This window comes from Amycolatopsis samaneae (assembly GCF_039541975.1).
Classification (GTDB): Bacteria; Actinomycetota; Actinomycetes; order Mycobacteriales; family Pseudonocardiaceae; genus Amycolatopsis; species Amycolatopsis samaneae.
The window spans coordinates 128,194-147,153 of the sequence record NZ_BAABHG010000003.1 but is presented as its reverse complement, the minus strand read 5'-3'; the positions used below and the strand labels follow the sequence as shown (position 1 = coordinate 147,153).

20 protein-coding genes and 1 pseudogene are annotated in these 18,960 nt (G+C 67.4%); 11 read left to right on the top strand and 10 right to left on the bottom strand.

Translation table 11 applies throughout. The features are described 5' to 3' along the window. Positions 1-77 precede the first annotated feature (77 nt). Genes ABD987_RS07790 through ABD987_RS07770 form a run of 5 tightly spaced genes read left to right on the top strand, consistent with a single transcriptional unit; the run spans position 78 to position 2,551 of the window. Entirely contained in the window at positions 78-530 is a 453-nt protein-coding gene (locus ABD987_RS07790; protein WP_345388609.1) for a YbaB/EbfC family nucleoid-associated protein, read from the top strand. Continuing rightward, positions 527-838: a hypothetical protein gene (locus tag ABD987_RS07785; RefSeq protein ID WP_345388607.1), complete on the top strand. Its 312-nt coding sequence runs from the start codon at positions 527-529 to the stop codon at positions 836-838. Before ABD987_RS07790 ends, ABD987_RS07785 begins: the two co-directional genes overlap by 4 nt. Next, positions 835-1,215, top strand: coding sequence for a hypothetical protein (locus ABD987_RS07780; protein ID WP_345388605.1), 381 nt, complete (start codon positions 835-837; stop codon positions 1,213-1,215). The genes ABD987_RS07785 and ABD987_RS07780 overlap by 4 nt, the downstream gene beginning before the upstream one ends. Further along, positions 1,212-1,943, top strand: coding sequence for a hypothetical protein (locus ABD987_RS07775; RefSeq protein ID WP_345388603.1), 732 nt, complete (start codon positions 1,212-1,214; stop codon positions 1,941-1,943). Before ABD987_RS07780 ends, ABD987_RS07775 begins: the two co-directional genes overlap by 4 nt. Next, on the top strand, positions 1,940-2,551 hold the full coding sequence (locus ABD987_RS07770) for a DUF3558 domain-containing protein (RefSeq protein WP_345388601.1): 612 nt from the start codon (positions 1,940-1,942) through the stop codon (positions 2,549-2,551). Before ABD987_RS07775 ends, ABD987_RS07770 begins: the two co-directional genes overlap by 4 nt. Positions 2,552-2,782: 231 nt before the next feature. Here the strand turns inward: ABD987_RS07770 and ABD987_RS07765 are convergent. The 5 genes and pseudogenes from ABD987_RS07765 to ABD987_RS07745 all read right to left on the bottom strand — a co-directional run. Next, positions 2,783-2,923 (bottom strand): annotated as a pseudogene (locus ABD987_RS07765) (Lsr2 family DNA-binding protein); the annotation flags it as partial. 342 nt (positions 2,924-3,265) lie between these two features. Continuing rightward, a complete protein-coding gene (locus ABD987_RS07760; protein ID WP_345388597.1) occupies positions 3,266-4,819 on the bottom strand; it encodes a VWA domain-containing protein in 1,554 nt (517 codons plus the stop codon). After that, the gene (locus ABD987_RS07755; protein ID WP_345388595.1) at positions 4,816-5,169 is read right to left on the bottom strand and encodes a hypothetical protein; all 354 of its coding nucleotides are present in this window, start codon (positions 5,167-5,169) and stop codon (positions 4,816-4,818) included. Before ABD987_RS07755 ends, ABD987_RS07760 begins: the two co-directional genes overlap by 4 nt. Before the next feature lie 161 nt (positions 5,170-5,330). Next, positions 5,331-7,325 (bottom strand): hypothetical protein, encoded by a 1,995-nt coding sequence (locus ABD987_RS07750; protein WP_345388593.1) that lies wholly within the window; start codon positions 7,323-7,325, stop codon positions 5,331-5,333. Beyond that, positions 7,322-8,200, bottom strand: coding sequence for a 5'-methylthioadenosine/S-adenosylhomocysteine nucleosidase (locus ABD987_RS07745; protein WP_345388591.1), 879 nt, complete (start codon positions 8,198-8,200; stop codon positions 7,322-7,324). The genes ABD987_RS07750 and ABD987_RS07745 overlap by 4 nt, the downstream gene beginning before the upstream one ends. A 551-nt stretch (positions 8,201-8,751) precedes the next feature. On the opposite strand from ABD987_RS07745, the gene ABD987_RS07740 reads away from it, so the two are divergent. The 6 genes from ABD987_RS07740 (at position 8,752) to ABD987_RS07715 (ending at position 12,356) form a co-directional block, all read left to right on the top strand. After that, entirely contained in the window at positions 8,752-9,597 is an 846-nt protein-coding gene (locus ABD987_RS07740) for an ESX secretion-associated protein EspG (protein ID WP_345388589.1), read from the top strand. 67 nt (positions 9,598-9,664) lie between these two features. Then, positions 9,665-10,153, top strand: coding sequence for a hypothetical protein (locus ABD987_RS07735; RefSeq protein WP_345388587.1), 489 nt, complete (start codon positions 9,665-9,667; stop codon positions 10,151-10,153). After that, on the top strand, positions 10,150-11,598 hold the full coding sequence (locus ABD987_RS07730) for a hypothetical protein (protein WP_345388585.1): 1,449 nt from the start codon (positions 10,150-10,152) through the stop codon (positions 11,596-11,598). Before ABD987_RS07735 ends, ABD987_RS07730 begins: the two co-directional genes overlap by 4 nt. A gap of 124 nt (positions 11,599-11,722) precedes the next feature. After that, a complete protein-coding gene (locus ABD987_RS07725) occupies positions 11,723-12,034 on the top strand; it encodes a hypothetical protein (RefSeq protein WP_345388583.1) in 312 nt (103 codons plus the stop codon). Positions 12,035-12,048: 14 nt separating this feature from the next. Further along, positions 12,049-12,216 carry a hypothetical protein gene (locus ABD987_RS07720; RefSeq protein WP_345388581.1) on the top strand — a complete coding sequence of 56 codons (168 nt, stop codon included), beginning with the start codon at positions 12,049-12,051 and terminating at the stop codon, positions 12,214-12,216. A 2-nt stretch (positions 12,217-12,218) separates the two neighbouring features. After that, positions 12,219-12,356 carry a hypothetical protein gene (locus ABD987_RS07715; protein ID WP_345388579.1) on the top strand — a complete coding sequence of 46 codons (138 nt, stop codon included), beginning with the start codon at positions 12,219-12,221 and terminating at the stop codon, positions 12,354-12,356. Between the two features lie 177 nt (positions 12,357-12,533). On the opposite strand, the gene ABD987_RS07710 is transcribed toward ABD987_RS07715, so the two are convergent. From ABD987_RS07710 to ABD987_RS07690, 5 genes are all read right to left on the bottom strand, one after another. After that, positions 12,534-13,541, bottom strand: coding sequence for an RNA polymerase subunit sigma-70 (locus tag ABD987_RS07710; protein ID WP_345388577.1), 1,008 nt, complete (start codon positions 13,539-13,541; stop codon positions 12,534-12,536). Positions 13,542-13,647: 106 nt separating this feature from the next. Beyond that, on the bottom strand, positions 13,648-14,814 hold the full coding sequence (locus ABD987_RS07705) for a hypothetical protein (protein WP_345388575.1): 1,167 nt from the start codon (positions 14,812-14,814) through the stop codon (positions 13,648-13,650). An 828-nt stretch (positions 14,815-15,642) separates the two neighbouring features. After that, positions 15,643-15,996: a hypothetical protein gene (locus ABD987_RS07700; RefSeq protein WP_345388573.1), complete on the bottom strand. Its 354-nt coding sequence runs from the start codon at positions 15,994-15,996 to the stop codon at positions 15,643-15,645. 194 nt (positions 15,997-16,190) lie between these two features. Beyond that, on the bottom strand, positions 16,191-16,997 hold the full coding sequence (locus ABD987_RS07695; RefSeq protein ID WP_345388571.1) for an FHA domain-containing protein: 807 nt from the start codon (positions 16,995-16,997) through the stop codon (positions 16,191-16,193). A 64-nt stretch (positions 16,998-17,061) separates the two neighbouring features. Next, positions 17,062-18,885, bottom strand: a complete 1,824-nt coding sequence (locus ABD987_RS07690) for a serine/threonine-protein kinase (RefSeq protein WP_345388569.1) — start codon at positions 18,883-18,885, stop codon at positions 17,062-17,064. Positions 18,886-18,960: the final 75 nt, after the last annotated feature.

Genomic DNA, 18,960 nt, shown 5'->3' with positions numbered 1-18,960 from the left:
CGAACGCGCAGGTCGCCGTGCCGGTGAGGTCGGCTGAGGTAGGTGGGGTCGTCGGAGGTAGGGGAGGCTGTACCGACGTGTCGCTGGATGTCGCCAAGCTCGAGCGGCAGGCTGCCGAGCTGGACGCGGAACTGGCGCGGTCCCGGTTTTCCGGCCGCTCGGCCGACGGGGTCGCGACCGCGATGGTCACCGGGCAGGGACGGCTGGTCGGGCTGACCATCGCCGATCACGCGCTGCGCGGCGCGCACCCGCAGGCAGTCGGTCCGGCCGTGGTGGAGGCCGTGAACGCCGCGCGACGGGCCGCGGCGGCGGTCGGCGGGCCGAAGCTTTCCGCGGTGCTGGACAAGAACCAGGAGTGGCAGCCGGAATCGGTCCCGCCCACCGCGGATGCCCGCGACGTCGCGGCCCCGCCGTCAGCACCGACCACGACGAGCCGGTCGGCGCGGGGTGAGGTGGAGGACGAGAACTTCGAGGAGATCGACTTCCTGGAGTACCCGGACGACGACACGGGCGGGCGGGGTCGCTGGTGAACTACGAAGACATGCTCTACCACCGGGTCAACGAGCTCGAGGCGAAGTTCGCCGCGTTCACCGAGGCCGTCGCCCACGCCGAGCGTGCCCGCGTGCCGTGGCAACTTCCCGGGGAGCTGGGCACCGTCACCGTCAGCGGCGCGGGCGAGCTGCTCGAGGTATCCCTCGACGTGGACGAGATGAGGAACTACACCGCCGAGAGCCTGGCACGTCAGGTCCTGCACGGTATCCAGCAGGCCGAGCACACCGCGACCGAACAGCACGCGGCCACGCTGGCCGTGGCCGAGGAAGAGGCGCAGATCCGGTGAACTTCGACCTGGCCGATCCCGGCCCCGGTGCGGGCTACCACGTCTATCCCGAAACGCTGCGCGCGGCCGCCGACGGCCTCACCGACGCCACCGATCTCGTGAACTCGTTCGTCGAATCCGACCTGGTGACCATGCGGCTCGGTGAGCACGACCTCGGGCTTCCCGGCACCGCCACGGTGCTCATGCCCGGCCTGGCCGGCGCCGGGACCGTGGCCCGCTACAACCAGATGCTCGACCGTATCCAGGAGATCTCGCTCGCGAACACGATGCAGCTGGCCAAGCTCACCGACGCGCTGCGGCAGGCCGCGGCACATTACGAGCAGCTGGATCGGGAAGCCTACGAGCGGCTGAAGAAGATCGAGGGAGGGCTGAAATGACCACTCCCGACATCAAAACCAGCGCCGACAAGCTCCCCACCCTGCGCTTCCCGGAAAAGCAAGCCGCGACCATCCACAAATACGCCGACCTCATCGGCGCGGACGGCATCATCACCCTCCTGGACAAGCTGCGCATCTTCGTCGCCGGCGACCTCAAAAAAGTGTTCGAGACGGCCAACGGCTTCGCTCAGGAAGGCAAACTGTCCCGCGCGGCGGGCACCATCGACCAGCAGCGCCTGACACTCAAGACCGCGTGGCGAGGCGATGCCGCCGACCAGTTCGACACCTACGCCACGCTCGCCACCGCCGCGCTCACCAAGGGACAGACGGCGATCAGCCAGCTGACCAAGTCGATGGCCGCGATCGCCGCCGCCGTGGTGAAGACCTACTCCGACATCCTCGAAGCCATCTTCAAATGCGCGATCAACCTCGGCCAGCTCGGCGGCAAAGTTCTCATCACCCTCGGCACCACGGTGTTCCCGCCACTGATCCCCGCCGCGATCAAGGAGCTCGCCGATACGGTCAACAACGCCTTCGCCCAGTTCTGGCGGGACTGCCTGGCACTCATGACCGGCATGATCGCCACCATCACCACCGAAGCCACCACCGCACTCGACTTCACCACCATCGAAACCACCTTCCCCTCTCTTCCCGACGTCGGTACCAGTGCCACCGTCATGGACAACCCCGGCCGCTGGCACATCAAACCCGGAGCCGACCCCTCGTGACCCGCCGAACCCGCCCCCTCACCACGGCGTTCATCGGCTGCGTTCTGGTTCTGGCAGGCTGCTCACCGACACCTCCACCCGCGGTCTATCCCTCCGAAGACCCCAAGATCCCCGTGCCGCCGATTCCGGCGCCGCTCAACGGCGAGAAGTTCATCGCCGACCCATGCACCGCGATCACCGTCCAGCAACTCAACGACATCGGTTTCAGCGGAGGTACCCAGGAACGCGACCCCGGCGGCACCCGCTGCGACATCAAGTTCGGCAATCTCGCCCGGGTCGGTGCCTGGCGAAGCCAAGGCTTCCGGGAAACACTGCGCTTCCTCTACACCGAACACGCCAAAGGCCACGGCGCCGGAATCAACAACCGCTGGGACGAACTCATCGTCAACGGCTACCCCGGCGTCATCGTCCGCGTCGAGGACAACATCCCCAGCCACAAGGACAAGGGCCCCGTGAGCTGCACCCTCGCCCTCGGCATCGACAACGACACCCTCATCTACCTCAACGCTGCCACCTACGAATCCCCCCAAGCCGGCCCCTGGCGATACGACCCCTGCGGCGCCACCAAGAAAGTCGCCGAGCTCGCCATCACCAACCTCCGCAGCTGAACGGCTCCAGACGCGGCAAGTCTCCGATGCCAGCGCATCGAAGCACACCCACGATCGACCTGCCCCACCAGATACCTCGCGGCCACGATGACCGGCGCGGTGATCCATATGCTGTCCGCAGGATGATCTCATCCGTGCCGCCAACCAGCCCGACGGGCAACACGCGCCGACAACCGTTCGCGCGGTGAACCGGTTCCGGTGGCACGCTCACCACCGGAACCAATCCCCCTCTCACGCGGCGGTCTTCTTCCGGGACCGGCGCTTGCGCGGTGCCTCCGGCTCGACTTCCTGCGAGGCGGTCTCGGCGGTGTCGGCGTTCTCGAAGGCCTCCACAACCTCCACCGGGATACGACCACGGTCGGACACCGCGTACCCGCTTTGTCAGACGGGGTTGGCGAGGAGCGAGGTGGCGAGCGCGACCATCGCGTCGGTACTCACCGGAATGTGCGGCGCTGGCGTTCCCCTTTGCCACGGGCTTTCGGCGTGCGGGCAGGGGTTTGTCGTGTCCTGAAGGTGGCCTTCGGGACGCTCACCGTCCTCAAGGGATCCTTCAGGACATCACCTAGGCCGAGCCCGCGTCGCGAACGGAGCGTCGGGGACATCGAACGTCCCCAACGACGCGTACGAGACACCCCCACCCGGGCTACGCCACCCGAGAACATAACAGGAGGCCGTCAAGCGAGAGGGCACCTCCGTGCGACCTCGTTGCGTCGCTCACGGCCGATCTTCTTCCCTCGTGCGGAGAGTCTTTCGTGATTGCAGGCTGACGAGCTCGGCGTCGACTGCCTCCATGTTCTGTCGCAGCCGGACCGTTCCGGCGGCTTTGTCGACCACCTCTACCACTTTGGCGAGCACATTGACCGTTTCCGTGTACCCGGATTCCGCTGCCAATTGGACGGCGCGGCCCAGCGCGGCGGTCGCGACGTCCACTTCTCCTGACGCTCGCGCAGCCAGCCCCGCTTGAATAGCTTCGGCCAATTCGGTTTGCCCGGTGTAATGTGCCGCCTGCGGATTGATTGGGGCGGTCAGCGCGGTGTCGTTCGTCCAATGGACCCGGACGACGCGTTCGGCCAGTTCGTCCCCGCCCACCGCCACGCTCACCCTGGCGATCACCCGTTCGTCTCCGACCATGCCTGCTGGCACCTCCATCGACAGGTGGAAGTCCTTGGTTTCCGCGCCCCATTGTCCGGTCGGGTAGTCGCTGATCCGGGCGCTGACCGGCGCCCCGCGGTCGGTGAGGTCGACGATACGGGGGTGCACCTGCCTGAGAAACCGGATCCTGGTGCCGGCCGGGGTCCACACCCGCAGCGACACGTCGGCGGCCGCCTTGCCCATGACCGCCTCGGTAATGGCCTGGAAATCGGCCACCAGCCGGGAGGGCTCGGTGAGGCCGTCCGCGGAACCCAGCAGCGTCTCGGCGATCGCCAGCAGTGGCGTCGCTGCCCAATCGTGGCCGATGCCGCGGCTGTCGCAGACAAACTTGCCCCGGCACCGCTCGAGGGCGACCGCGAGCTCCTCGGCCGTCTGGCTTTCGTTGTGTCCATCGGTGAGCAGGATCGCGTGCTTGATCTCAGCGGATTGACCGGCCAGCAGCGCGTCGGTCAGCTCGAGCCAACTGCCGATCGCAGTCCCACCGCCGGCCCGCAGGCGATGCACGGCTTCCTTCGCCGCCGCACGAGTGGTCGCCGAAGCCGGCAGCATCCGCTGCGCGGGCGGGTACACCATCGTGCCCGTGCTGGTGCCGGACACGATCGCGAAGGCGACCTCGTCGCGTAGCGAGTCGATAGCCGCGATGGTGGCGCGTTTCGCCGCGGCGAGTTTCTCGCCGACCATGGAGCCCGAGCAGTCAATCATGATGACCTGCGCGGCGGTCGGTGGCGGCCCGTCCAGCTCCGCCGTGCAGGTCACCGAGATCACCGCGTCCATGATCCGGTCGCCGACGGGCAGATATTCGTTCTGGTGGATCTGCGCTTCGAAGCCGACCTGGTGCGTGACGGCAGGCTGGCGTGCACGCCTCACCTTCGGAGCCTCCACGGTAGGCGATGCTGTCCGGTCAGTATGGCCGGCGTCGTTCGCCGTCGTTGAAGCTTGTCCTTGCTCGAGAGCACCGGCGGTCGAGTAGGATCGCTTCTCGGTGGGGCCGCTCCCACGCATCTCGGCGATTCGCCGGACAACCTCGGGCGTCGACCGGCCGAGCTTCTCGTCGAGCACGATCCGGAGCTGGGCGGCAGCCACTTCCTCCTCGGTGGGCTGGAGTGGCTGGATCATGACGCTTGGTGTCCTTCCTCGGCACGCTCGGACAGGTCATCGAGGACCGTGTCCAGTACACGGTCCTGGAACACGTCGAGCAACACGCACTCATCATGTTGTGCCAGGTCGGACTGGGCAAGCTCGGTCAGCAGCTTCAGCCCGGTCACCCGCTTGGCGGGTGATTCGGCGAGTGCGAGTTCAGCGGCCCAGGTGAACCGTCGCCACCACTCTTCGCGCCGCGCCGCGAGTTCCCGCTGTTCGGTGGCGCGGTCGTTGCCACGGACCGTGTGCCGGACGCCGACGAAGGCGCCGCCTGCGGTGAGAAGGCCGACGAGCAGGGACAGCCCGGCCTGTAGCCACGGATTCATGATCACCTGCGGTCATCGGATGATGGCGGAGCACGCATCGTAGCGAGCGGCAGCCGGTACGGCACGCGATTCGCGGCAAAGCTCGATGGCCTGTCGGGTGCGGTACCGGTCGGCACAGTAGGCCCGAAAGAACGTCCAACCACCACCCCGCGGGGCAAGCGTCAGTCCGGCCAGTTGCGTAACCACGTTGTCCGGCGGTCGTTCTCGACGTCGATCCAGGAACGACCTCGGTGAGCCACGGCCTCCAGTATCGGGATGGCGGCGTCTATCCCGGAGGTCACGGCGGCGAGCTGCTCCTGTTCTGTTTCGTCGTCGACTTCCGTGTCGCTCTCGACATCGGCGCGTTGGCTGATGGTGAGGATCTCCGAGCCGTCCAGCAGCCGAAGCCGAAACTCCCGGTTGCGCACCTTGCGCTCAGACTGGTCGAGTCCCCTCCTGAACGTCTTCTCACGGACCTTCAGCGAGGCGGACGCGATGCGGTCGTACCCGAACATGTTCCGGTCCTCATTTTTGACATCGCCAGTAACGAAGTCGAGGTATACGCGCGATGACTGGGCACCGTGGCGGGTCAGCAAGATGACAGTGACCAAGTACGCCTCGTACCGCGGTGGGCCATGCGACACCGCCCCACGGCGCGCCCAGGGAGTTCGCTCATTGAGGACGACATACGAGACGAGCTCCCGGTCGGCGATCCGGCCTCCGCGCATCGCTTCCGCCTTGAGGTGCGCCTTGTCCAAGGCCAGCCAGTGGGCCATATCACCGTCGTCCGGGCGATCGGACAGCTCATCACGCCATCGGTGGTACTCGGCCATCTCCTCGTCGAACCGCGCGTCAGCGTCGTCCAGCAGGAGTTGCGTGGTGCGGCGAGCGGCGAAGAACTTGACCACCGCGAGCAGTACGAAGTGTCCCCCCACCGCGAGCGGCACGACCAGCCAGTGGTGAGCGGCAGCCAGCAGCACCACCCCCGCCACGGCCAGTACGACGCCGACGGCCCGCCACGCACGCGCCCCTTCAGGGGCTGCGGGCTCTGGCCGTAGTTGGGAGGGATGGGCAGGCCACTGCTGCGCGACTCGACGCGCGTGCCAGTCGAACAGCCATTTCAGCCGTTTGACGGTCTGGCTGTAGTTCTGGTCGTGGCGGAGTTGGTCGTTGAACCTCCGCTGCAGGAGCCGGCGGTACCCGGCTGCGTACTGCAGCCAGCCTTGAGCGCCGGGCGGGCACGCGTCACGGAAGCACCGCTCAATCAGCTTGTCGGCTTGGGTCAACACGCTCGGCTCGTCAGCCGGCCGTTCGGCGTCGCGCCGAAACGCGAGATACAGCATGTGTCCGATGTGCTCGATGCCGTAGCGGACCATCACGGCACAGCCCGCCACCAGCACCGCCAGCCCTCCCCACAAGGGAAGGTCCAGGGCGCCGAAGAACAGGCCGGCGAACGCCGGGAGCGCAACCGTGCCCCCGATGATCGCCGACCGAAGGTCACCGATGTCGGTGAACGACGTACGGGGCTGATACCGAACAGGCAGTACGGGATCAGGTTCGAAGAACTTCCATGCCCGCTTTTCCCGGTCACGAGAGAAGCGCTCGGTACTGACCTTGTGCTTGCGTTCCACTTCCAACTGTTCTTCGATAGCGCCGCTGACGAGAAGCGACAGGTGCCTGCTGATCTCGTCCTGCCGGTCGGCGGGCAGCCCACCGAAGGCGGTCACCGCGGTGAACGCCCTGTCCCCCTTGTGGGACCGGACGAGCTCGACGAGGCTCCGCACGACATGGTGTGCCCGCGACCATTCGTCTTCCCGCAATGAGGCACAGAGCTTTCCGGCGTTGTGAACATTGCTGGCCAGGTCCGCGGTGAGGTCCCCGAAGCGGCGTTCGCTGAGCACCGCGAGCACGTAGTAGTAGATACGTTCGGTCGACTGGTCACCGTCGAAGACAAGCTCGTGAAAGATCGCCTCGGCGCGACGCGGTACGCCGCCGGTGAGGTAGGCGAGCGCGACGTCGTGCTTGCGCTCGGCGGTATCTCCCTCGGTGATGTTGTAGATGGTCGCGTGGTGGAAGACGCTGTCCACGTGCTGCACGCCGATCTGCTGGTCGACGTGGGCGTTGTCGGAGGCGATGTTCTGGTTCTCGACGGTGTCGCCGAGCGTGTCCTCGTTCATCGTAACCGCCTGCCGGGTCCGAGGTTGAGGCCGATCTGCTGGCCCACGCGGGCGTTGTCCCGCGCGGTGTTCGTGCTGTGAACGACCAAGCTGCCCGTGGACGAGGGTTCTTCGTCCACGGGGACACTCTCGTCGGGTTCGAGAGCGGTGATCAGGGCGATGGCGAACGCCGCCGCGTTGCGGGCCGCGAGCAGTTGCCCTCCCTTGCGGTCCGCCGCGGCCTTGCCGCCGTCGGCGAAGTCGCTGATGCCACGTACCGCCACCGCGCGGGCCTGGTCTCCCAGGTGAGCCGCGTGCGCGAAGCCAGAGCTCTCCATATCGACGGCGACGGCGTCGTTGTAGGACGTGCGCAACCTTCGGGCGAGCTCGGAGACACGAGAGTTGAGGACGACATCACCCACCGCGATGGCCTCGAAGTAGGCCACTGGCGCGTCATCCTCGACGGAGTCCGGCAGGAACGAGTGCCACGCGTTGCCTCGCAGCAGTCGCCGCGCCTCCTGGTCAAGACGGTGCGCCACCGACCAGGCGGACGGGCGCACCAAAAACTCGTCGTCCTCGCTGCGACCGCCCTGATACGAATAGATCTTCGTGGCCACGACAACGTCACCGATCACGAGCCAGTCGCGCAAACCACCCGCTACGCCGACGAACACCATCGCCTCCGGAGCGAACTCCGCATGAGCACGCTCGGTCAACGTCGCGGCGGCGGTGGTGCCCATCCCGGTCTCCACCAGCGCGACACGGTGCCCAGGATGCCCCGCCACAGTACCGACGTCGAACACAGTCCCGGACCGATGCCGGTGCGGACGCACGTCGACCAGATGCTCCAGCACAGCCGCGTGCTCCACGCTCAACGCGGTCATGATCACATTCACCGGTTCCCACTCCACCACAGCTCGAGGACGTTCCAGAAGCCGGACGCCCACAAGGCGCCCGACGCGATCAGCGAGACCCAGCGGCGGGCTCAGGGCCGGATCGCACGCCAGTTAATGTCATCATGACAGGAATTAGCGAGCCACGCAAGGCTTTCCACGTAGCCAATAGTCACCATGACAAGAAACCCATTCCCTGGACACACCGAGTCACCGGTTGAGTTCGCTCGTCCACGCGCCACGAACAGCCCGCCTATCGCAAGCGAAGCCGCGTAGTACAGGTGGACACCAGAAGACCGTCAACGCCGGTAGGCTCACAGCAGAAGACCCAGCAGAAGAGGAGCCTCGCCCGAGCCTGTTCTCGTCGGCGCCCTGAACAGCCGTTCTTCCCGAAGAGTTTTGGTCCCGCGACAGAATCTAGTCTTGCGCGGTAGCGAACAGTCCCGGTCGGATGGATGTGATCGACTGAGCTGACGCACGAGACCGACGGTGGCAGCTGCCAGCTCTGCGATTGTTCTCTGCGCACGTTCCGTGGAAACGCTGTGGAGAGGGCTGTGGCGACATCGTTCGAGTTCAGTATGAGCGGGCTCGCGATCCGGCTCGTCGGGTTCGCGCTTGGCGTCGAGGTTCGCCGGGACCCGTTGTCCGTCCCGGACCTGGCGCCGGGGCCGAACGCCCGGGATCGGGCGGCACGCGAGGTGGCCGCGCAGCTGAGGCGGAGCCGACTGCTCGCACGGGGCCGGGTGAACCCGTATCTGCAGGTCGCGTTCGAGTTGTTCCGTTCCTGCCGCGCCTCGGTGGCGCTGACCGGGATCGACCATGACGAGCGGCAGTTCGGAGTGCTGGGACTCAGCGATTTCCGGCAGGCTCTCGTCGTGTGGCAGGGCCATGACACAGAGGACACGCGGTTCACGTTGCTCCCCGACGAGGACTGGATCGAGGCCGTGACCGCAGCCGCGCCGTCGGCGCGGGCCGCGGCCGGGCGGGAGCTGGTCATGGAGGTTCCGGTGACCCCGGCGATGTCCGCCCACTCGCGTCGGCGGCTGGATCGGGCGGAGCGCGACGAGCAGGAGACTCGCGAGTTCGACGACCTCAGCGTGCAGTCGATGATCCGCCCGCCACAGCGGGGGTTCTCCGGCCGGGTCCGCAGTGACCGTGAACTCGTCGAAGCCGTGATGGCCGGCGAGCGGCTGGGCTCCGGGCGGCTGAGCGTGACCGCGCGCCGGCGCACCGGCCCGCGAACCAGCGCACCCGATGTCGGATGGTTCGATACCGGCCACGGCCGGTATCTCCTGCACACCACGCGCTCGCGCGCGGCCATGACCATCACGGTGCGGCCTGGCGGAACCCGGGAGATGGGCGAGGAAGTCCGCGCCGCCATCGGCGCACTGAGCACCTAGATCCACCACCGGAACCGGACCCGCGCGATCACCGACGCACCCTCAGCCACTTCTTCTCGGAGAAATCATGGAGGTCTCTCCCACCACACCGGACCCGCCGCCGCTAGGACAACCGCCCGTCTTCACCCCGGATCAGCCCGCCTCCGGCGATGTCACCAACGACTTGGCGGAAAGACTGGTCCCGTGGACAACGCGAACTACTCAGCTGATCCTCGACGCGGCGCGCAGCGGAGGGTTCAGAGTTGACGCGGGCTTCGCCGCTGTCCTGATCGGCTGCCTGCAAGACATCGAGGAAGAGCTCCGGAAACTGGAGCAGAGAACCGCGGTACTGCGGGAACGCTCGCCGCTGGGCCACACCGAGACCGCAATCGCGCTAACCGACATGCTCGTCGCCGGCGCGACCGACGAGCAGGGCATGCTCACTCAGCTGTCCAGGGCCGCCGACGAGGTCAAGAAGTTCGCCGACGCGCTCGACCTGGCCAAGCGACGCTTCACCGGCCATGAACAGGACGTCGTAGACGTGCTCCGCAGGCGACACTCGGGGCTGTTCCAATGAGCGAACCGAACACGGACCCGTTCGAGATCACCACGTTCACCGACTTCACCAGGGCTCTGGGCGGCACGGACGCGTCCGATACCGACATCCGCGCGGTGCCGGAGGACGCAGTCCCTCTCTCCCCCGATGGCGAGTGGCTGGACGACAAGACCACGCTGAACAACTACCGGGACCGCCGCGGCCTGCGGGCTGCGGATCTGCCCAGAACTCCCTGGGAGCTCTACGGCCACCAGCAGATGCTGGACGCGATCACCACCGACGCCGATCCCACCACCGTCACCGCACACGCCGACGCGTGGCGCGGTCCCGGCGAGCCGTCCACGCTGCCGGTGCAGCAGGTACAACTCATCGCGACGCTCGACCGGGCCGGCCCGCTGTGGGCGGGCCCCGCGGCTCAGGCCGCCTACACGCATCTGCGGAAGATCGGCTACTGGCTGAAGGAAATCGCGGAAGCGGCTGCCACGGCTGGTCGGCAACACACCGATCACGGCAACTTCCTGACGGCAGCGAGACTGCTGATGAATGACAACCCGCCGGTCCACTACGACGTCCGCGCCGCCAACACACAACGAAACCAGGCGCCCGCCCTCGAGTTCGCCCAGCTGCTGAGCCAAGAGTCACGGCTGCGCGAACAGCAAGAGCTGGCTCGTAGCCGGGCCCAGGAGATCATGACCGGCTACGAACAGAACCTCGCGGACAGCGCGCGGATCCCGTACTTCGTCTCCCCTCCTCAGGCCGGAGCGCCCACCCCGGCACCGCCAGGACCGCCACCTCCAGGGCGAGGACCGGCGGTCCCGGGGCCGGACCACCCCCACCGGCCGGTAGCCGGTGCGGATAGCGGCCACCACATCGAGAAGAAGCCCATCGCCGTTCCCAGCGGGGACACACCGGCCACCGCTCCCCCACCGGCCTCCCCTCACCCGGCGCAGGCCGTGACGGGAACCTCCCCCCACCTGCTCGTGCGGGACAGCAGCGGTGACGACACACGTGCCGCCAGCGTCTCCACCTCTGCCCTCGGCGGCGGAACACCGGTTCCGGGAACACCACCGGCAGCACCGTCAGCCGGCGAACTGGGCGGCCGAACCCCGCAGGACCGTACGACACAGCTGCCGCGCGGGACCGGGCTGCTCGGCGACCCGGTCCCCGGAGCACGGACCTCCCTGCCATCGGAGCCGGGACGGCGCACCGGGAGCGCGGGCCCCGGCGAACCCGCGGCACGACGCGGCAGCAGCGCCGTACCCGGCACCTCGGCCCCGAGCCGGAACGCGAGTGGGATGCTCGGCGGTCAGGGCGGACGCCCGAACGCGAAAGACGAGCAGGACAAGCAGCGCCGCAGCCCCGAATACCTACGAGACCACGAGACTCCGGAGATTTTCGACAACGACCAGCTGGTCGTGCTACCGACAATCGGCGTACCCGGCACCGGCCAATCCACTCAGCCCTGAATTCCGCGACCTGCCCGGCAGGAGCCGACGCCGCCTGGCCGTCGAGCTGATCACCAGCTGACAACCGCAGAATCAACACGTCCTCGTCCCGGTTCGCCGATCCGAGGAAGATGACGACCTTGTCGTGCTGACCGATGAGCTGGCCGTTGAGTTCAATGTCCTGAGTGGCGGTCCAGGCGAACTGGACAAGCGGTGTGGCGTACCGGAGGAACTCGTCAACCGCCGTGCCGATGTGTGTCTCGAAATCGCTCGCCAGCAACTCCTTCTGGGCGGGATCGCGCCAGAGCTGGACGACTGCCTGCGACGTCGTTTGTTTGGTGATGTCGTTGCCGCCGACGCTGAGCAGGATCATGATCTGCTGGACGTCCTCGCCCGTGAGCTCGTTACCGTGCTCCTTGGCATCGGCCTCGCAGGATCTCGAGCTGTTGCGTCCTGAAGGCAACCGGGTCAGTGCCGCCGTTGACCTCGGGCTCGGCGAACCGCAAGGCCTTGTCCCCGACCGGCGAATTCGTGGAACTGCCGAAGCAGCTGGCCGCCGACGTCGACACACTCCGGTACGACATCGTGCGACCGTTCCAGAACGGCAACGAGGTTTCCAGCAGCAGGTGCTTCACCTGACCATGACCGACGGGTCACGCAGTGAAGTACACGCGGAGATGTACTTCCGGTTCGACAGCAGTCTCATCGGCCGCAGCGAGGAATACTTCTCCGTCGTACCGATCGACGCATCCACACCGTCCTCGTACCCGCTGTCATGATCGCCTTCGCTCGCCGCTCACCGAAGCCGGCCAAGATCGGCCAGCCTGCCACCGTGCGGGCTTTCGAACGCTGAAACCGGTGAAACGACAATCAGCGAGGACCAACGGATATGGCCGCTCGGCTCGTGAGTTGCCGCCCGGTGCGCTGGACTTCGTCGACGACGGAAAGTTGGCCGATCACAGTGCCGGGGGCAGGCCCAGCCATGGCTTGCCGGTGGCGTCGAATCCGGTGAGCTCGGCGATCTTCCCGTCGGCGATGCGCAGGACCGCGATGGCGAACAGCCGGTGTTCCGGGTCGCCGGGGGTGCGGAGATAGAGCGCGGCGGCGGGCATGCGGTTGACCGTCGTGGTGATACCGCGCCAGTCGTCGTGGCCGCACTGGAAGAGCCCACCGGAGACCCAGCCCTCCACCGCGTCCTTGGCCGTCGTGGTCAAGGTGCCCGCATCGGGCAGCATCGCGAAGCGCAGGTCGTCGCGCAGCAGGGACGTCAAGCCGTCGAGGTCGTTGCGCTCATGGGCGTCGATATACGACTTCACCACGCCGCGCTCGTCGTTCGACAGCTCGTGGGCGTCGGTGATCCGCCAGTCGAAGCGGCGGTCGGGCAACTGTTCGCGCATCGTCACGCGCGCCCGTTGCAGTGCGCTGGTCACCGATGCGACGGTCAGCTCGAGGGAGTCGGCGGCCTTCGACGCCGGCCAGCCGAGGACGTCGCGCAGGATGAACACCGCCCGCTGCCGCGGCGGCAGATGCTGGACGGCGACGATGAACGCCAGCTCGATCGTCTCCCGCGCCACCACCGATTCCTGCGGGTCCTCGGGGAGCATCCGGTCGGGGTACGGCTGCAGGTACAGCACTTCCCAGTCCGCGCCCGACAGCCCGGCCGGTACCGGTGTGCGGTCGTTGCGCTTCTCCAGGAAGTCGAGGCAGGCGTTCGTCGCGATCCGGTACAGCCAGGTCCGCAGCGCGGCGTGGCCCTTGAACGACTCTCGCTTGTGCCACGCCCGCAGGAACGTCTCCTGCGTCAGGTCCTGGGCGTCCTCGTAGTTCGCGAGCATCCGGTAGCAGTGCACCCGCAGCGCACGCCGGTAGCGCTCCGTGATGAGCGCGAACCGCGCTGTGTCGTCCGCGCGGACCGCCGCGAGGAAGGTGGCCTCGTCGGCACCCAGCGGCCTGTCGTCGGTCATGTCATCAATCCTTCCACCGGTGCGAGGGCTACCAGAACTGACGACGTGGCGCGGGATTTCTGATCGGTGAGGCCGCGGACACCGGACCGTTCGTCAGGCCGTGCTGTCAGCCCCACTGGGCCTCGACGGCGGTGGGCCGGTCCGGGCAGGTCGGGCACACGAACAGGTACAGGTCCCCGACATCGCCGATCATCAGATCCAACCGGCCCGGCTGGGCGTCATCACCGGGGATGACACGCTCCGTCACCGTTTCCGGCGCCACCGCCCTGCCGAAGAAGGTGCGGGTGGCATCGAACTGCTCGTCAAGCCCGATCTTGGCACTGGTGGTGCTGCCGTCGGCCAGCGCGAATCGCACCTGCTTCACGAACTCCGTCCCGGCCCGCTCCTCCAGCGGCATCCACGTCCGCCAGGACTCGTCACCCCACTCACCGGTGGCGACGGTGAGCAGGTGATCCATCCGATGCCCACGGTCGCACTCCGGCCAGAACGGATCCTGCACCCAGCTGACCCAGCCCCCGACCTTCGAACCCGGCGCGACCGACAAATGCTCGCTGTAGGACCACTCCCGCTCCTTCTCCCACACCGCGACCCGTTCGCGTACCTCGTCGGAGGGCAGGTCGCGCCAGTGCGGGAACTCCACCACCCGTTCCGGCCAGACCCGGCAGGGCACCGGCAGAGACTCCTCGGCGCTGAGCACGGGATCCGGCTCTACCGCCGCGCCCACCGCGGTCACGCTCGCCGAGTCCCGCCACCGCACCACCGGCCGCGGCCCATAGTGAGGCTCGTGATCGGTCGGGCACCACAACACCTGACACACATCACTCCCCTCCGGGAACGGCAACTCCGGCACATCACGCGCGTAGAACTGCGCGACCGGCACCATCGGCAACGACGCCGCCGGATCATCGGCGAACTCCGTGCGCCGCAACTCCCGGATCGCGGCCTCCAGTTCCTTCAACTCCCGATAGAACACGCCGACCGCGTCGTGTTCTCCGGCGCGGGCGAGGTCGTTCACCTTCGTGCCGAGCTCGTCCCGGCGTCGCTCCAGCCGCTGCCCCCGCACACTGGTCAACGGCCGAGAATCGGGATGGTCGATCGTGCACACCGGCCACGCTTCCTCGGCCGGCCACAACAACGGCCCACCCAACGACGACTCGCGCGCCGTCACCGAGCCCTGCCACGGGTGCAACCGCACCGTCGTCCGCGCCAGCCCGGCCAGTTCCGGAAACTCCACCCCGACATCCACCGGCTTGCCCGGTGTCGTGAACCCCATCAACCCAGCCTCCCCCATTTGGTCCCACCCTCACGATGGCACGTCCCCGCTCAATAGTCTTCCAGCCAGCTCACCAGCACCGGCCCGCGGGAGCGCGATCACCGGCCTCGGTGCCCCCAGTCCGCACACAGTGAACGATCTCGTGCTCGATCACGGGCACGCTATCTCGGATGTTGTCGAGCGATCTCCAGTGCGCGTGGGAGCTATTCGTACTCAGGGTGAGGCCGCCAAACTCCGTTTCCCAGTGCACGTGGACAGCACCCTGAAAACCGCGGGCTCGTCATCGAGGTTCCAGCGGAGGATGTTGTTTTTGTCAGCGTTGGAAAACAACTCCAGGATGATCTCGGCCATCGAAGTATGACGTTCTCTCCATTCGTTGAGATCTTGGTTGTAGTAGGCGACCGGCCAGCCGTCGGACTCCACCGGGTCGGTGATCCAGCAGAAAAGGCCACCCTGGAGGTCGTCACCCCAGGGAAGCAGCCCACCGGGCTCCGGAAATAACCGGTAGTCTACTCCGTTAAGATATTCAAGCTCCTCGTTGCCAAGAAGTTCGATGTTGCCCCATATTTATCCGGATGGCGACACGGGATCAGGGAGGCCCGGACCTGGGGCTTTGTATCTCGACGATCCGCTCCACCAGTTTTTTCACAGGCTCCGCCTCATTCCATGCTCTTTCGATAGTCGACGCCGAGAACTTCAAGGGCTTGCCCAGTTCCACACCTCCGACAGCCGCGTTCGGCAGCGCCTTCGCCCCTGTGCGCCGTGGCGATTCCGTCAGACCTGCGGGAGGCACGCCGACACGCTCACCACGTTACTTAGGGGTTCTGATCAGAGATCCACCAGGATCTCCAGGGCTCGCTTTCGCACCTCAATCCACTCGGCGGCACTCTCCAAGGCCGAAACTTCCCATATCTCCGCCTTCTCGGGTCCGCTCATCACCCCCAGCAGCGTGTCCAGCCCACGCAACTTCTTCGCCAGCCGTTCCGAAATCCATCCATGCTCGACAAATTGCGCCAACAGCAGGCAACCGTCGCCGAATTCTTGCGCCAACTCGTCCGCAATCGCCGCTCCGCCAGGGAGACCCAATGAATTGAGCCACCGAATTTGACCGTCAGCGGGAAGTGCGAGAACAGCAATCGACCGCACGAAACCCACCAACGCCATCACTGGCTTCTCATTCATTGCGGAGACCTCACAGTATCTAATGGATCATGGGGCGACCTTCCAGTGCGGAACCCCATTGAGGTGCCGGGACGATCCCGGGTGGCACTGGATGCAGCAACCAGCATAGTCGGTTCCGGCCCGCATTCCACGCACAGAATGTCCGCCACCGACTCCGGTCGACGGTCCGCAGGCCATTACCACCCTCGGGACCCTTACTCCGGCTCGTCGAGCAGGTCGAGGTCGCGGGGCACCAGTGTCGCCGACATGAGCAGTTCGGTCAGCAGGTTGTGGTTGAGCGCGTTGCCGAGCGGCTCCGGCACCTCGTCCCTGGTCAGGCCGGGCACCCCCGCGCGGGAGAGCCGGAGGCGGACTTCGCCGACCAGTTCCTCGACGCGGCGGGACTTCCAGCCGAAGCCGGGCTGGATCTCGGCGAGCAGCTGGGCGGTGTCCTTCCACGACCACGGTTGCGGCCGTGCCTCGTGGAGCAGGTACCGCTGGCCGAGCGCCACCAGCGCCAGCCGTTCCGCGGGGCTGAGCGGGTAGACCTCGCCGGGGCAGGTCTGCCGCGAGTACTGCGGCTGGGGCATCCCGCCGTCCGGGCCGCTGACGTAGATCTCCAGCAGATGCTCCCGGCTGCCCGAACCGCGCACGAACAACGGCGTGTAGCCGGTGTCGAGCGGAACCTGGTCCTCGTCCCGGAACAGCAGCCGGGACCCGGCGAGCCGGATCGGCACCCCGCCGTGGTTGCTGACCCACCACCGGCCGCTCTCACAGGTCAGCGTGCCGTGGTGGCGGCTGACCCGCAGGTCGTTCTCGCCAAGGCAGACATGCACCTCCGGCCGGTTGCGGCCGAAGATGAGCCGCCGTCCCTCCTTGGGGCCCCAGCTCACGCCGCCGGTCAGTGACAGCGCCGAAACCGCGCCCGGCGGCGTCGAAGTGATGCCTCTGGCGAGGCTTTCGTGCGAGGCGGACAGGAGCCGTCCGCCCCGGGGCCTGAGGGTCTGAGGTGTCTCCGGCACTTCGGCCTCCTCCACCGGGTCGCGCCCCCGTGACGGTAGCCACCGGGTCCGGGACCGGTCCCGTTCACCGCGGCAGCTTGAGCGCGGCCGCGAGCGTGCTCGCCATCGCGCACCGCTGCGCCTCCGGCCAGGAGCCGAACACCTTGACCACGACCAGTTCGACCATCGGATCCCCGTTGGTGTCCTGGTACGGGCGGTGCTGGACCCGGACGGTGCAGTCGTCGGGCCCGTCGAACTGCGGCTTCACGAAACCCGCCCGGCCGGCGAGCCGCACCGGCTGGCCGTCGTCGGCGGTCAGCGGCTGGTTCCGGTCGAAGAACAGGTCGACGCCGCCGCTGTGCTCGGTCGTGCTGGTCCACCGGCAACGCCAGTTGCCGAAGCCCGCTTCGGGATGCAGCGCGTCGATGCCGGGGACGCTGCTGAGCGCTCCGGCCTCGAGTAACCCGCAGGCGTCGGCCGAGGCCAGCGACGTCGCGGGCGGCGCCGCGCGCCGGGGAACCGGGCCGCGGTTGAGCACCTCGACCGCGTAGTCGGTGGCCCCGTCGGCGAGCGCGCACGGCTCCGGCCCCGCCGGGTCGTACTTCTTGCCGGTGAGTTCGACCCGGTTGCCGTCGGGCAGGCCGAGCAGCCGGACGCAGTGGTTCCCGTCGGCCGGCGCGGAAAGGACCTCCACCGAGCCCGCCTGTCTGCTCAGCAGACTCGGATTCCGCTCCGGCGGGCCCGTGGCGAGATTCAGTTCGACGCCGCCGACGGGCTTCTCTCGCGGTCGCACCAGCAGATCGCATCGGTCGAAGTTGCCGGAGTCCAGGGAAAGCGTGACCCTGCCGAACCGGGCCATCGAAGCGGTACTGACCAGGGCGCAGGGGTCGGCCGTGCGCGCGTCACCCATCCCCACCGGCGGGGGAACCGCGGCGGGGGCGGCGCCGGAACGGGGCAGGAGAAGGAAAACGATCCCGGCGACGGCGGCGATCGACACGATCACCGTCGCGCCGAGCAGGACCCGCCGCCGGCGGACACGGCGGCGTTCGAACTCCGGTGGCCTGCTCGTGGCCCGCCAGCGCGCGTCCCATTCCAGGATCTTCGGGTCCGGCGGGCTGATCTTCTTGAAGGCTTCCGTCGCGTGGGCCGCGTCGAGACGGCGCTTCGGGTCCGACAGCAACAGCTGGGTCAACGGCGAAGCCAGTTCGCCTGCCTTGCGGGGCGTTTCGACCTCGCACGCCGCCGCCTTCGCCACCCATGCCGCCGGGTGGTCGGCCTCGCCGAGCGGCGAATGTCCTTCGACAGCCGCGAAAAGCGTGGCGCCGAGGGAAAACATGTCGGATTCGCGACCGGCTTGCTGTCCCTGGGCGACCTCCGGTGCGAGATAGGGCAGTTTTCCGCGCACGGCGACGGTGTCGGTCTGGGTGATTTCGCTCCAGATCGCCCGGGAAACCCCGAAATCGGTCAGTTTGGCGACGCCGTCGCCGGTGACGAGGACGTTTTCCGGCGTGACGTCGCAATGCACGACGCCCTGAGCATGCGCTTCCGCCAGCGCGTCCGCGATCTGCCAGCCGATCGCCGCGGCCCGCCGCGGTTTCAGCGTGCCGTCCTCCCGCACGATCTCCGCGAGGCTGCGAGCCTCGACGTATTCCTGTACCAGCCAGCAGGTGGTGCCCTCGTCGAAAACGTCGTACACCGCGACGATGTGCGGATGACGCAGGCGCGCGGCGTTGCGTGCCTCGATCCGGAGACGTCTGGCGCCCCGTTTGTCACCCAGCTGCGGGCATTTGAGCGCGACTTCCCGCTCGAGAACCTCGTCCGTCGCCAGCCAGACGACGCCCATTCCGCCGGATCCGAGTTTCTTTCGCAGCTTGTACCGACCGGCGATCATTTCTTCGACAGCTGCCATGGTTCGCGTCCCCCGCCCTGGACCTCAACCCTGCGACGCAGAGTACCGCAGTCGTCACTGGCGCGGGACCGGTCC

What these genes read in the sequence shown, in the direction of transcription:
- ABD987_RS07775 (WP_345388603.1), top strand. Translation starts at nt 1,212, where the DNA reads ATGACCACTCCCGACATCAAAACCAGCGCCGACAAGCTCCCCACCCTG.
- ABD987_RS07760 (WP_345388597.1), bottom strand. Translation starts at nt 4,819, where the DNA reads ATGATCCAGCCACTCCAGCCCACCGAGGAGGAAGTGGCTGCCGCCCAG.
- ABD987_RS07755 (WP_345388595.1), bottom strand. Translation starts at nt 5,169, where the DNA reads ATGAATCCGTGGCTACAGGCCGGGCTGTCCCTGCTCGTCGGCCTTCTC.
- ABD987_RS07750 (WP_345388593.1), bottom strand. Translation starts at nt 7,325, where the DNA reads ATGAACGAGGACACGCTCGGCGACACCGTCGAGAACCAGAACATCGCC.
- ABD987_RS07735 (WP_345388587.1), top strand. Translation starts at nt 9,665, where the DNA reads ATGGAGGTCTCTCCCACCACACCGGACCCGCCGCCGCTAGGACAACCG.
- ABD987_RS07730 (WP_345388585.1), top strand. Translation starts at nt 10,150, where the DNA reads ATGAGCGAACCGAACACGGACCCGTTCGAGATCACCACGTTCACCGAC.
- ABD987_RS07715 (WP_345388579.1), top strand. Translation starts at nt 12,219, where the DNA reads ATGACCGACGGGTCACGCAGTGAAGTACACGCGGAGATGTACTTCCGG.
- ABD987_RS07710 (WP_345388577.1), bottom strand. Translation starts at nt 13,541, where the DNA reads ATGACCGACGACAGGCCGCTGGGTGCCGACGAGGCCACCTTCCTCGCG.
- ABD987_RS07705 (WP_345388575.1), bottom strand. Translation starts at nt 14,814, where the DNA reads ATGGGGTTCACGACACCGGGCAAGCCGGTGGATGTCGGGGTGGAGTTT.
- ABD987_RS07700 (WP_345388573.1), bottom strand. Translation starts at nt 15,996, where the DNA reads ATGAATGAGAAGCCAGTGATGGCGTTGGTGGGTTTCGTGCGGTCGATT.
- ABD987_RS07690 (WP_345388569.1), bottom strand. Translation starts at nt 18,885, where the DNA reads ATGGCAGCTGTCGAAGAAATGATCGCCGGTCGGTACAAGCTGCGAAAG.